The organism is Thioclava sp. UBA3469 (genome assembly GCF_002378135.1).
In the GTDB taxonomy this organism is placed as follows: Bacteria; Pseudomonadota; Alphaproteobacteria; order Rhodobacterales; family Rhodobacteraceae; genus Thioclava; species Thioclava sediminum.
The window spans coordinates 745-12,849 of the sequence record NZ_DFRG01000157.1; the positions used below are offsets into that span (position 1 = coordinate 745).

Annotated in this window: 13 protein-coding genes; 9 read left to right on the top strand and 4 right to left on the bottom strand. The window is 64.4% G+C overall.

What is annotated here, in order from left to right; genetic code table 11:
- Positions 1-246 precede the first annotated feature (246 nt).
- Entirely contained in the window at positions 247-1,029 is a 783-nt protein-coding gene (locus B3D39_RS12135; RefSeq protein ID WP_274963280.1) for a 23S rRNA (adenine(2030)-N(6))-methyltransferase RlmJ, read from the top strand.
- On the opposite strand, the gene mntR is transcribed toward B3D39_RS12135, so the two are convergent.
- Positions 1,012-1,437: a manganese-binding transcriptional regulator MntR gene (gene mntR, locus B3D39_RS12140; RefSeq protein ID WP_098410516.1), complete on the bottom strand. Its 426-nt coding sequence runs from the start codon at positions 1,435-1,437 to the stop codon at positions 1,012-1,014. The genes B3D39_RS12135 and mntR overlap by 18 nt on opposite strands.
- Before the next feature lie 202 nt (positions 1,438-1,639).
- On the opposite strand from mntR, the gene B3D39_RS12145 reads away from it, so the two are divergent.
- The 4 genes from B3D39_RS12145 (at position 1,640) to B3D39_RS12160 (ending at position 6,037) form a co-directional block, all read left to right on the top strand.
- A complete protein-coding gene (locus tag B3D39_RS12145) occupies positions 1,640-2,941 on the top strand; it encodes an Nramp family divalent metal transporter (protein ID WP_274963279.1) in 1,302 nt (433 codons plus the stop codon).
- Between the two features lie 221 nt (positions 2,942-3,162).
- A complete protein-coding gene (locus B3D39_RS12150; protein WP_078519478.1) occupies positions 3,163-4,758 on the top strand; it encodes a peptide chain release factor 3 in 1,596 nt (531 codons plus the stop codon).
- Positions 4,755-5,222 (top strand): DUF6869 domain-containing protein, encoded by a 468-nt coding sequence (locus tag B3D39_RS12155; RefSeq protein ID WP_078539576.1) that lies wholly within the window; start codon positions 4,755-4,757, stop codon positions 5,220-5,222. Before B3D39_RS12150 ends, B3D39_RS12155 begins: the two co-directional genes overlap by 4 nt.
- Before the next feature lie 98 nt (positions 5,223-5,320).
- Positions 5,321-6,037, top strand: a complete 717-nt coding sequence (locus B3D39_RS12160; protein WP_274963278.1) for a lipo-like protein — start codon at positions 5,321-5,323, stop codon at positions 6,035-6,037.
- 88 nt (positions 6,038-6,125) lie between these two features.
- Here the strand turns inward: B3D39_RS12160 and B3D39_RS12165 are convergent, their stop codons facing one another.
- Positions 6,126-6,455, bottom strand: coding sequence for a HesB/IscA family protein (locus B3D39_RS12165; protein ID WP_078519481.1), 330 nt, complete (start codon positions 6,453-6,455; stop codon positions 6,126-6,128).
- 93 nt (positions 6,456-6,548) lie between these two features.
- Between B3D39_RS12165 and B3D39_RS12170 the strand changes: the two genes are divergently transcribed.
- Together B3D39_RS12170 and B3D39_RS12175 are read left to right on the top strand one after the other, a co-directional pair.
- Complete coding sequence (locus B3D39_RS12170; protein WP_075774417.1) at positions 6,549-7,760, top strand: deoxyguanosinetriphosphate triphosphohydrolase; 1,212 nt, start codon at positions 6,549-6,551, stop codon at positions 7,758-7,760.
- A gap of 60 nt (positions 7,761-7,820) precedes the next feature.
- The gene (locus B3D39_RS12175) at positions 7,821-8,243 is read left to right on the top strand and encodes an OsmC family protein (RefSeq protein WP_078519483.1); all 423 of its coding nucleotides are present in this window, start codon (positions 7,821-7,823) and stop codon (positions 8,241-8,243) included.
- Between the two features lie 70 nt (positions 8,244-8,313).
- On the opposite strand, the gene B3D39_RS12180 is transcribed toward B3D39_RS12175, so the two are convergent.
- Positions 8,314-9,003, bottom strand: a complete 690-nt coding sequence (locus B3D39_RS12180; protein WP_274963277.1) for a glutathione S-transferase N-terminal domain-containing protein — start codon at positions 9,001-9,003, stop codon at positions 8,314-8,316.
- A 34-nt stretch (positions 9,004-9,037) separates the two neighbouring features.
- Positions 9,038-9,955: an alpha/beta fold hydrolase gene (locus tag B3D39_RS12185; RefSeq protein WP_083074990.1), complete on the bottom strand. Its 918-nt coding sequence runs from the start codon at positions 9,953-9,955 to the stop codon at positions 9,038-9,040.
- Between the two features lie 209 nt (positions 9,956-10,164).
- On the opposite strand from B3D39_RS12185, the gene B3D39_RS12190 reads away from it, so the two are divergent.
- Complete coding sequence (locus B3D39_RS12190) at positions 10,165-11,340, top strand: aminotransferase class I/II-fold pyridoxal phosphate-dependent enzyme (protein WP_286789730.1); 1,176 nt, start codon at positions 10,165-10,167, stop codon at positions 11,338-11,340.
- A gap of 97 nt (positions 11,341-11,437) precedes the next feature.
- A partial coding sequence (locus B3D39_RS12195; protein ID WP_286789731.1) for a GTP cyclohydrolase, FolE2/MptA family occupies positions 11,438-12,105 on the top strand: 668 nt, incomplete at its 3' end.

Here is a 12,105-nt window from a genome sequence, read left to right on the forward strand (position 1 = left end):
TCCCTGGGGCGTTTCGATAGCGCGGCGGTCTCTCTCCTCCTCCCTGAGACCTGACGGCAGAAAAGAGACGGCGGCGCCCCTCCTCCTCCCTGGGCGCCGCCGTTTTCTTTTATTCTTTCCCAAGCTGATCCGTCGGAGGGGCTCCGCCCCGCACGCTTCGCGCGCCCCCGGGATATTTCTGCCAAGAAGAACGGCATTGCCCTCGCGCGCAGTGAACGGCAGGAAGGGCGCAAGGAGACCGAACCAATGCTGTCTTACCAACACGCCTATCACGCGGGAAATCTGGCCGATGTGCACAAGCACGCGCTGCTTGCGTCAGCGCTCGATTACCTGACGCGCAAGGACAAGCCGCTGAGTTATCTCGAAACCCATGCCGGGCGCGGGCTTTATGCGCTCGACGGGGCGGAGGCGGCGAAAACGGGAGAGGCAGCGGCCGGAATTACGCGGGTGGAAGCCTTGGGCTGGTTCGCCCCTGATCACCCTTATATGCGCGCGCTGGCCGCTGTGCGGGCGCAACACGGGGCGCAAGCGTATCCGGGCTCGCCACTGGTGGCACAGGCGCTCTTGCGCCCGATGGACACGATTCAGCTATGTGAATTGCACCCGCAGGAGTTTTCCGCCCTGCGCAGCGCCACGCGGCGAAGCGGCGCGGTCCTGCACAAGGCCGACGGGCGCGAAATGGCGCTGGCGCTGACGCCCCCCACCCCGCGGCGCGGGATGATGCTGATCGATCCGAGCTTCGAGGAGAAGGCCGACTACACGGCGATGCCGAAGCTGATCGGCCATATCGCCAAGAAATGGAACGTCGGCATCATCGCGCTCTGGTATCCGATGCTCGCCTCGGGCGCGCAGGAGGCAATGGTGCGCACCCTGCGCCGCGATTTCCCCGAGGCGCTGAGCCATGAGGTGCGATTCCCGCCCGCGCGTGAAGGCCACGGCATGATCGGCTCGGGGATGTTCATCGTGCACCCGCCCTGGGGTCTTGCGGGCGAGGCCGAGCGGTTGTCGGAGCTATTTTCCAGCCTTTGACGCAAGGAAGGCCTCGAACGCCTCCAGCGTGCGCGACGAGACATGGTGCTCGATCCCTTCGGCGTCGATCTCCGCAACCTCTTCCGGCACGCCCACGGCGCGCAGCAGAGCCACAACGGTCCGGTGGCGTTCGCGCACCTGGGCGGCCAGCGCCTCCCCCGTCTCCGTCAGAAACACCCCGCGATAGGGCCGCGACACGGCCAGCCCTTCGCGTTTGAGCCGCGCCACGGCTTTCGTCGCGGTCGGATGGGCCACCCCGAGTCGCGCGGCGATCTCGGTGATCCGCGCCTCGCCGAATTCCGCCGTCAGATCGGCGATCATCTCGACATAGTCTTCCAGGAGCGCGCGCGCCGCACGCTCTCGGGCCCGGTTGAACCCCTTGATCTGGGAGGGATCGGTGTCAGTCATTCGCCTGCCTTGACGGTCTTTGTCTCAATACCGGTCGGGGCCTGTCGGGCGCCATTTCCAGAGCGGACCGGATAACGTGTCGCGCCCGATATGCCAAGCAAAGCTTCGCGTGGCGCGTGTTGAGCTGTCAACGAAAATTAGCCACTTGCGAATCTTGTAGCCAAGGCTACATTTCGCAGGAGCAGCATCGACGAGGCCCCCCATGACTGAACTGACCCGCAAGGAAAACATGACGAGCCGCACCCGCACGGCGATGGAGGCCGTGCTGTCGGGCAACCGGCGCGGCGGGTATCTGTTGTTCTTCGGGCCAGCCGTCATCGCCTCGGTCGCCTATATGGACCCGGGCAATTACGCGACGAATATTCAGGCGGGCGCGGGCTATGGCTATGCTCTGCTATGGGTCGTGCTGGGCGCGAACCTCATCGCGATGCTGTTTCAGGCGATCTCGGCGCGCGTGGGTATCGTCACCGGAAAGAACCTCGCAGAACTCTCGCGCGAGAATTTCTCGAAACCTGTGACGATTGCGATGTGGATCGTCTCGGAGATCGCGGCGATGGCGACCGATCTGGCGGAGTTTCTGGGCGGCGCGTTGGGGCTTTCGCTCCTGTTTGGCTGGCCGCTGATCTGGGGGATGGGCGTCACCGCCGTCGTCACCTATGCGATCCTGATGTTCGAACGCGGCGGTTTCCGCCCGATGGAGATCGTGATCGGTGCGCTCGTGGCGCTGATCGGGGCGTGCTACCTCGCCGAGATGTTCGTGGCGCCCGTCGACTGGTCCGGGGCCGTGGCGGGGATGTTCGCGCCCTCAATGCCCGATGCGACGGCGCTGACGATCTCGGTGGGCATCATCGGCGCGACCGTGATGCCGCATGCGATTTTCCTCCATTCCGGCCTGACGCAGAACCGCGCTCTGACGCGTGATCCGGTGCAGAAGGCGCGGCTGGTGAAGTTCTCCAACCGCGAGGTGATCATCGCGCTCGCGATTGCAGGCATGGTCAATATGGCGATGGTGATCATGGCGGCCTCGGCCTTCCATAGCGGGCATTCCGAAGTGGCCGAGATCGAGACCGCCTATCACACGCTGACGCCGCTCTTGGGCGGGTTCGCGGCGGCAGCCTTCCTGACCTCGCTGATTGCCTCGGGGGTTTCCTCGTCGGTCGTCGGCACGATGGCGGGGCAGATGATCATGCAAGGCTTCATCCGCCGTCGCATCCCGGTCTGGCTGCGCCGGGTCATCACGATGGCGCCCGCCTTCGTCGTCGTGTGGCTGGGGGTGAACACGACCGATGCGCTGGTGATGAGCCAGGTCGTGCTGTCGATCGCCCTGCCCGTTCCGATGGTCGCGCTGCTGATTTTCGCGCGGCGGAGCGTCATCATGGGCAGGTTCGCCCTGCGCGGGCCGCTGTTCTGGCTCGCCGTGCTGGGGGCGCTTATCGTGCTGGGGCTGAATTTCGTGCTGCTCTGGCAATCGGCCGGGCTGCCGGTGCCGGGGCTGGTGAGCTAAGCCAGACGGAGCGAGGGGGCGCTGCCCCCTCTTGGCTGCGCCAATTCACCCCCGGGATATTTCCGCCAAGAGGAAGGCCACGCGGGATTGCACTTCGCCTTGGTCAAAATATCCCGGGGGAGCGCGTCAGCGCGGGGGCGGAGCCCCCCTCTGCATGACAACCCCGGCGCCCCCCATCGCCGCGATTGCAAGGCGCGCGCGGGCAGGCTAAACGAGCGCGCATGATGAACCGTCCCGCGCTCCCGCCCGAAATCGCCCGTCGCCGCACCTTCGCGATCATCTCGCACCCGGATGCGGGCAAGACCACCTTGACCGAGAAGTTCCTGCTTTTCGGCGGCGCCATTCAGATGGCGGGACAGGTGCGTGCCAAGGGCGAGGCGCGGCGGACGCGTTCGGACTTCATGAAGATGGAACAGGATCGCGGGATTTCGGTCTCGGCCTCGGCCATGTCCTTCGAGTATCGCGACTTCCGCTACAACCTCGTCGACACGCCCGGCCACTCGGATTTCTCGGAAGACACCTACCGGACGCTGACGGCGGTCGACGCGGCGATCATGGTGATCGACGGCGCGAAGGGTGTGGAGAGCCAGACCCGGAAGCTTTTCGAGGTCTGCCGTCTGCGCGACCTGCCGATCCTGACCTTCTGTAACAAGATGGACCGCGAGAGCCGGGATACGTTCGAGATCATCGACGAAATTCAGGAAAACCTCGCGATCGACGTGGCCCCGGCAAGCTGGCCGATCGGGATGGGTCGCGACTTCCTCGGTTGCTACGACATGCTGCACGACCGGCTGGAGCTGATGGACCGCGCCGACCGCAACAAGGTGGCGGAATCGATCAAGATCAGCGGGTTGGACGACCCGAAACTGGCCGAGCATGTGCCCGCCGATCAGCTCGAAAAGCTAAAGGAAGAGGTCGAGATGGCGCGCGAGCTGCTGCCCGCTTTCGACCGCCAGAGCTTCCTTGAGGGGCATCTGACGCCGATCTGGTTCGGTTCCGCGATCAACAGCTTCGGCGTGAAGGAACTGATGGACGGGATCGGCGAATTCGGCCCCGAGCCGGAGGTCTTCAAATCCGCCGAGCGCGATGTGGCGCCCGAAGAGAAGAAGGTCGCGGGTTTCGTCTTCAAGGTGCAAGCGAACATGGACCCCAAGCACCGCGACCGCGTGGCCTTCGTGCGCCTCGTCTCGGGTCATTTCACGCGCGGGCAGAAGCTGCTGCATGTGCGCTCGAAAAAGCAGATGGCCGTGTCGAACCCGGTTCTGTTCCTCGCCGCCGACCGCGAACTGGCGGAAGAGGCCTGGGGCGGCGATATCATCGGTATTCCGAACCACGGGCAATTGCGCATCGGTGACGCGCTGACCGAAGGCGAGGCGCTGCGCTTCACCGGCATCCCGAGCTTTGCGCCGGAACTGCTGCAATCGGTGCGCGCGACCGACCCGATGAAGGGCAAGCATCTGGAAAAGGCGCTGATGCAATTCGCCGAAGAGGGCGCTGCGAAAGTGTTCAAGCCCGCGATCGGCTCGGGCTTCATCGTGGGCGTCGTCGGCGCGCTGCAATTCGAGGTGCTGGCGAGCCGGATCGAGCAGGAATACGGCATCCCCGTACGGTTCGAGGCCTCGCAATTCACCTCGGCCCGTTGGGTGTTGGGCGACAAAGCGGCGGTCGAAAAGCTGGTCAACGCCAACAAGCAGCACATCTCCTATGATCACGACGGCGACGTGGTGTTCCTCACGCGCCTGCAATGGGACATCGACCGGGTCGAGCGCGACTATGAAGGCGTGACGCTGTCGGCGACCAAGGAAATGATGCAATGACCACCCCCCTGCCCCCCGAACTCGTTTCGATCCTGTGCAATGAGGCTAGTGCGCCGGAAGACGTGCGCACGGTCGAGGCGCTGGTCGATCTGTGGCTGGCCGACAATGCCGAGGAGCCCGAGGGCGAGGAGTTCCCGTGGTCGGTGCTCTGTGTGTTCGAGCTGCGCGAATATCCCGAGGTGCTCTGGACCTTCATCCGCAAGGCGCTGACAGGGGCTACGACGATCTGGCAGGTGGTGATGCTCGCCGCCGGGCCGCTGGAAGATCTGGTGGCGGAACATGGCGCGGAGTTCATCGACCGGATCGAGCGCGAGGCGCGTCATTCCGCGCGCTTCCGCTTTGCGCTGACGGGCGTCTGGCCGCAGGGCGAGGAAGACCCAACGCTTTGGGCGCGGATCGAGAAGGCGCGCGCGGCGGCAATGGATACGGGGCTCGATATGGGCGGGCCGCTGCCGCCGAAATGAGCGCAGGCGCATCTCGCACCAATTAACGAAAATCACATCTCTGCGCCTGAGCTGTGCGGCAGCGCGCGCCGGACCTACCTCTGAGCAAGGAGGAGATCATGGCGCAACTTTCTCGGGTATCCGGCAAGAGAATGGCGCGGTTCCTGCAAAAGCAGACCCGTTTTTACCAGCCCTTCGGCGTGATCCCGACCCGCGCGCTACGCGCCACGCTGCGTCCCGGCGATGTGCTTCTGGTCGAGGGCGACCGGCGGATCTCGGCGGCGATCAAATATCTCACCCATTCCACATGGTCCCATGCGGCTTTCTATTCGGGCGGCCCGCCCGGTGGCGAACTGATCGAGGCCGATCTCGAGGCGGGCGTGCGGATCGCGGGGCTCGCGGCCTATGCGCATCTCAACACGCGTATCTGCCGCCCCGTGGGGCTTGGGCACGACCGGATCGAAGAGGTGATCGACTACATGCAGAGCGCGGTCGGGCGGCAATACGATCTGAAGAACGTGATCGACCTGGTGCGGTATCTTCTGCCGCGCCCGCCCGTGCCGCATCGGTTTCGGCGGCGGATGCTGGCTTTGGGATCAGGCGACCCGACGCGGGCGATTTGCTCGACCGTGATCGCCGAGGCGTTTCATTCGGTCCATTACCCGATCCTGCCCGATATCGAGATGGGCAGCGCCGACAGTCAGGGCGAGATCCTGCATATCCGGCACTCGTCCCTGTTCACGCCGCGCGATTTCGATCTCTCGCCCTATTTCGATGTGATCAAGCCGACGCTGGAAGACGGGTTCGATTTTCGCAAATTGCCACTGGAGGAGTGACGCCGAAGGAGGGGAGCCTCCGGCGGGGATATTTATATCAAGAGGAAGCGAGGATGCGCCTTTCAGAAAAGGCGCATCGCCTGCATCGTTACATCGCGAAGGAGACGCCGCAGCCGCAAGAACTCGACGCGTTCGGGTTCTCGATCACGAAGCGCGCGCCGATCAGTTCTTCGGTGAAGTCGATCGTGGCGTTCTCGAGGAAGGGCAGCGAGACCGGGTCGATCAGCACCTTCTGGCCCGCGCCTTCAAGCACGATGTCGTCGCCCGCAGGCGTCTCTTCGAGCTTGATATCATACTGAAAACCGGAACAGCCGCCGCCCTCGACGGCCACGCGCAGCGCTTGCGGCGCCTCGCGACCTTCATTGATTTCCGCCAGACGCGCAAAGGCGCGCTCGGTCACTTTCGGAGGGAGTTGCATCGGATTGGCCTTCCTGACCCCACGGGGCCTGTATTTCCGTCACATCCGAGATATAGGAGGGCCGAAGCGTGCCGACAAGACGAGGTTTTACCAGTGCTCAAGCCCTATGCCTGCCAGCCCGGCGAGAGCCGCGGGCGGCTTCACCCCGAAAGCATGTCCACTTTCCGCTCGCCGTTCCAGCGCGATCGGGACCGGATTATCCATTCTTCGGCCTTCCGACGGCTCAAGCACAAGACGCAGGTTTTCGTCGAGCACGAGGGCGATTACTACCGCACGCGCCTGACCCACACGATCGAAGTGGCGCAGGTCGCGCGCACCATCGCGGGCACGCTGGGGCTGAACACCGATTTGGCCGAGGCGGTGGCGCTGGCGCATGATCTGGGCCATCCGCCCTTCGGGCATACCGGCGAGGACGCGCTGGCTGAGCTGATGAAGCCCTATGGGGGCTTCGATCACAATGCGCAGGCGCTGCGGATCGTGACAAAGCTGGAGAAGCATTACGCGGGCTTCGACGGGCTGAACCTGACCTGGGAGACGCTGGAAGGCATCGCCAAGCACAACGGCCCTGCGATTTCCGATAAGGGCGGCTCGCACAGCTTCCCGAGCCGTGAGGAGCTGCCCTATGCGCTGGCCGAGGTCGATGCGGCCTGGGATCTGGAGCTGGAGACCAATGCCTCTGCCGAGGCGCAGGTGGCGGCGGTGGCCGATGACGTGGCCTATAACCACCACGATCTGCACGATGGCCTGCGTGCGGGGCTCTTCGACGAGGACGATCTGTGCGAATTGCCGGTGATCGGGGCCTGTTTCGCCGAGGTGGACAAGCTGCATCCCGGTCTCGACCGCACCCGCCGCCAGCACGAGGCGCTGCGCCGGGTCTTCGGCGTGATGGTCGAAGACGTGATCGCAGTGGCCGAGAACCGGCTGACTTCGCTCGGGCCGCAATCGGTCGATGATATCCGCCAGATGGACGGGCCGATCATCCGCTTCTCGAAGCCGCTTTACCAAAGCCTCAAGGTGCTCAAGCAATTCCTGTTCGAGCGCATGTATCGCGCGCCCTCCGTGGTGGTGGAGCGCAAGCGTGTGACCGAAATGATCAACGCGCTGTTCCCGCTGTTCATGGAACGCCCGGAGCTTCTGCCCGAGGAATGGCAGGAGGAAGTCTCCCGCGCGCGCATCCTCGGCGGCGACTGCACGCGGCCCGAATCGAAGCAGGCGCTGGCGCGGGTCGTGCTCGATTACGTGGCCGGGATGACGGACCGCTTCGCCATTCAGGAATATGATAGGCTGGTGGGGCGCGGGCGCTGAGGCGGAACAACTGGCCTTCCGTCTCGTTGTCTCCGCGAATGCAACGCATAGGAGGGATTCATGATCCGCAAGCACGCATCGGCCCATTGGGAAGGCACCATCAAGGGCGGCAAAGGCACGATTTCGACCGAGAGCGGCGCGCTGAAGTCGCAGCCCTACGGTTTTAACACCCGGTTCGAGGATGAGCCCGGTTCGAATCCCGAGGAATTGATCGGCGCGGCTCACGCGTCCTGCTTCTCGATGGCGCTGTCGCTTCAGCTCGAGCAGGCAGGCGTCTCGGACGTCGTGATCGACACCAAGGCGGAAATCTCGCTCGACAAGGAAGGCGACGGCTTCGCGGTGAAGAAATCCGCGCTGACCTCGACCGTGAAGGGCACCGGCGACGAGGAGGCCATCCGCAAGGCGGCCGAGGGCGCCAAGGAAGGCTGCCCGATCTCTAAGCTTCTGAACTGCGAGATCACGCTGGACCTGACGATCAACTGATCCGGTCCTGATCGATCAAAGCAAAAGGGCGCCCGGTGAGGCGCCCTTTTTCATGTCTTGGGTCTGGCGTTCAGCGCTTGAAGAGATGTTTCTGCGCTTCGCGGCTCGAATTATCGCTGCGCTCATCGGCAGACAGGGCCCGGCCCGCTTTGACGCCCGGGCGGTCGCCGACTTCGTCGAGCCAGCGCTTCAGGTTCGGCTTGTCGTCGAGCGTCTGCTCCTGCCCTTCCCAAAGCGAGGCCCAGCCCCAGGACGCCATATCCGCGATCGAGTAGAAATCGCCCGCGAGGTAGCGGGTCTCGGCCAGACGGCGGTCCATGACGCCATAAAGACGACCGGTTTCAGCCCGGTAGCGATCCTTCGCATAGGGCAGGTCCTGCGGCGGCTCGAGCTTGGGCGCGTATTTCAGGAAATGGTGCGCCTGACCCGCCATCGGGCCCAGCCCACCGACCTGCCAGAACAGCCATTCATCGACGGCGATCCGGTCGCGCTCGGTCTCGCCGTAGAACTGGCCGGTCTTGCGGGCGAGATATTGCAGGATCGCGCCGCTTTCGAAGATCGAGACGGGTTCGCCATCCGGGCCGTCGCGGTCGATGATCGCGGGCATCCGGTTGTTGGGCGAGATTTTCAGGAACTCCGGCTCGAATTGCTCGCCCTTGCCGATATTCACCAGGTGGGTCTCGTAGGGCAGGCCCATCTCTTCGAGCGCGATAGAGATTTTCCAGCCGTTCGGCGTGGGCCAATAATAAAGGTCGATCATGGGGTCTCCGTCAGGTTAGGCGGCAGGTTCCGCTTTACTTTGCCGCACGCTGGAACGAGGGCAATGCGAAACCCGGTGTGCGCGGACGCGCAAACAGGCGCGACCAGCGGGGGTCTTGCGCCTTAGGTAGTGCTTCGGCGAGAAAGGGAAGCGGCAGTCGGTCGGGCTGGCGCAGCACTTGACGGTATAGGTCGAACAGCCCCTCGCGCATGTAGCAGGCGAAATGGCAGACGCGTTTCGCGGGCGGCGCGACGGGATAGCCGAGATCTTCGAGAACCCCGATCACCTCGGGCGCGTCGATCTGCAGATCGAGCCAGTTTCGCATCGGCTGCGACAGGCCATTTCCCAAAGACCGCTCGCGACCGCCCGCGACGCCCCACTCGAACAGGAAATCGAACAGGTCATTGTCGCGGCTGGTGACGTTGAGCACCTCGCAGCTGCGCCCCGCAGGGCTCGCCATCGCCTCTTCGGCGCGGCTCTGGAATTCCGCGGCGGCCAGCAGCACCATCCGCGCCACTTGCCCTGCATGGGCATGGCGCAGCGCGCGCAGGGCGACACGTGCGCCCATCGAATGGCCGATGATGCCCACCGGACGCCCGGTCGCGGCATGTAGTGCCCCGATCAGGCGGGCAAGGCGCTGGGCGGCGATCTCAGCCATGTCGTAGATCCGGGTCAGCCGCCCCGTCGATTGCCAGCTGAACGCAATCCCCAATCCCTCGCCGGGATTGCTGCCGTCGAAGCCGAGCGCGCGCGGCCAGCTGATTGCGGTGTGCAGATTGAAGCTCGGCTCCATCGCGAAGATATGCTGATATGGATCGCGCCCCTCGACGCCCGCCGCATAGCCGTAGCCGTGGATCATCAAGACGACCGGGGCACCCTCTGGCAGCGCGCGCGCCTGAGCGATGACATCGGCGGGCAGCTCGGAGCTGGCATGGACCTTGAGAAGCGGCATTTGGGCCTCGGGGGAGGAGCGCAGGCGCGGGTTGTTGTTCTAATCCGAACGCGGCTTTTCGTCGGAAAGTTCCCGTGCCCTCGCGTGAGCCTGCAGCGACGGTACGCATTCGTTTTGTGCGATCGTGACATCGCCGCTATGCGTTGACCCAGCGCCGCCTGCGCGCTATCGCAGCCCCAAGCCGCGACAGACCGCCGCAGGAGGCACCGATGACCGAGCGCAAGACCCGCACCAAACTCGTCCATGACGGCATTCGCCGCAGCCAATATGGCGAGCTGGCCGAGGCGATGTTCCTGACGCAGGGCTTTGCCTACCCCTCGGCCGAAGCCGCCGAGGCGCGGTTCCTCAACGCCTCCGATGATGAGTTCATCTATGCGCGCTACGGCAACCCCACTACGCGCATGTTCGAAGACCGAATGGCCTCGATCGAAGGCACTGAAGACGCTTTCGCCTGCGCCTCCGGCATGGCCGCGATCAACGGCGCGCTGACCTGCCTCGTGAAGGCGGGCGATCACATCGTGGCCGCGCGTCAGATGTTCGGCTCCTGCCTGCATGTATATAAGGTCCTGCAGGGCTTCGGCGTCGACGTGACGCTGGTCGACGGCACCGATCTCGACGCGTGGCGCGCCGCGATGCGTCCCGAGACGAAGGTCTGCTTCTTCGAGAGCGTGTCGAACCCCGGCCTCGAAGTGATGGATGTCGCGGGCATCGTGAAAATCGCCCATGAGGGCGGCGCGACGGTGGTGGTCGACAACGTCTTCGCCTCGCCGATTTTCTCGCGCGCGGTGGAACTTGGCGCAGATGTGATCGTCTATTCCGCGACCAAGCATATCGATGGCGGCGGGCGCGTGCTCGGTGGTGTCGTGCTGGGTTCGAAAGAGTATATCCGCGGTCCGCTGGAAACTTACGTGAAGCACACCGGCGGCGCGATGAGCCCGTTCCATGCCTGGGTTCTGCTGAGCGGGTTACAGACGCTCGATCTGCGGGTGCGCGCGCAGGCGGCCAACGCGGCTGCCGTGGCCAGCGCCGTGGCAGGTCATGAGAAACTCGCCCGCACCGTCTATCCCGGCCTGATGGATCATCCCCAACATGCGCTGGCGATGGAGCAGATGGGCTCGGGCGGCACGATGCTCGCGCTCGACCTGAAGGGCGGCAAGGAAGCTGCGTTCCGCTTCCTCAACGCGCTGCAGATCGTGTCGATCTCGAATAACCTCGGCGATGCGAAATCCATCGCGACCCATCCGGCGACGACGACCCACAAGAATCTGTCGGAAGAGGAGCGGGAGGCGATCGCGATTACCCCCGGTCTGATCCGCATTTCGATGGGGATCGAGGACGGGGGCGACCTGATCGCCGACATCAAGGGGGCGCTCGACGCGGCCTGAACGGGGTGAACCGATTGCCGCGAACCGGCGTATTGTCTTGGACATCGCCCTCAAAAACCCCATATCTGGCGGGACCGGGCGCTCCGGAGGACAGGATATGAACGTGCAAGGCAGGATCGAGACCCCCGACAATGACGACGCGCGCGCCGCGCTCGACGTGCTGCGCGCATGGGCGGCAAAGGCCGATCCGGTCGAGGTCGCACAGCTCGATCCGGCGATCGCGCGGCTGCTGCCGGGGCACGAGGTCTCGAACTATCCCGATCTTAGCCGCGACTATGACGCGGATTTCGAGGCGGACGAGACCTACAAGGCGACGATGCCCGACCTGCAGAACGGGCCGTCCTCGCTGATCGTGGGCGCCCATACCCGGATCGAACATGTCGGCATCTCGAATTTCCGCCTGCCGGTGCGCTTCCATACCCGCGACAATGGCGATCTGACGCTGGAGGCGTCGGTCACCGGGACGGTCAGCCTCGAAGCGGAGAAGAAGGGCATCAACATGTCGCGCGTGATGCGCAGCTTCTACGTCCACGCGGAGAAGACCTTCTCCTTCGAGGTGATGGAAGCCGCGCTCGACGATTACATGGATGATCTCGAGAGCTTCGACGCCCGTCTGATGATGCGCGTCTCGTTCCCGGTGAAGCGGCCCTCGCTGCGCTCCGGGCTGGAAGGCTGGCAGTATTACGATATCGCGCTGGAACTGATCGAGACGGGTGGTGTGCGCACCAAGGTGATCCACCTCGATTACGTCTATTCCTCGACCTG

What these genes read in the sequence shown, in the direction of transcription:
- B3D39_RS12155 (WP_078539576.1), top strand. Translation starts at nt 4,755, where the DNA reads ATGACCACCCCCCTGCCCCCCGAACTCGTTTCGATCCTGTGCAATGAG.
- B3D39_RS12175 (WP_078519483.1), top strand. Translation starts at nt 7,821, where the DNA reads ATGATCCGCAAGCACGCATCGGCCCATTGGGAAGGCACCATCAAGGGC.
- B3D39_RS12165 (WP_078519481.1), bottom strand. Translation starts at nt 6,455, where the DNA reads ATGCAACTCCCTCCGAAAGTGACCGAGCGCGCCTTTGCGCGTCTGGCG.
- mntR (WP_098410516.1), bottom strand. Translation starts at nt 1,437, where the DNA reads ATGACTGACACCGATCCCTCCCAGATCAAGGGGTTCAACCGGGCCCGA.
- B3D39_RS12150 (WP_078519478.1), top strand. Translation starts at nt 3,163, where the DNA reads ATGATGAACCGTCCCGCGCTCCCGCCCGAAATCGCCCGTCGCCGCACC.
- B3D39_RS12180 (WP_274963277.1), bottom strand. Translation starts at nt 9,003, where the DNA reads ATGATCGACCTTTATTATTGGCCCACGCCGAACGGCTGGAAAATCTCT.
- B3D39_RS12185 (WP_083074990.1), bottom strand. Translation starts at nt 9,955, where the DNA reads ATGCCGCTTCTCAAGGTCCATGCCAGCTCCGAGCTGCCCGCCGATGTC.
- B3D39_RS12160 (WP_274963278.1), top strand. Translation starts at nt 5,321, where the DNA reads ATGGCGCAACTTTCTCGGGTATCCGGCAAGAGAATGGCGCGGTTCCTG.
- B3D39_RS12145 (WP_274963279.1), top strand. Translation starts at nt 1,640, where the DNA reads ATGACTGAACTGACCCGCAAGGAAAACATGACGAGCCGCACCCGCACG.
- B3D39_RS12190 (WP_286789730.1), top strand. Translation starts at nt 10,165, where the DNA reads ATGACCGAGCGCAAGACCCGCACCAAACTCGTCCATGACGGCATTCGC.
- B3D39_RS12135 (WP_274963280.1), top strand. Translation starts at nt 247, where the DNA reads ATGCTGTCTTACCAACACGCCTATCACGCGGGAAATCTGGCCGATGTG.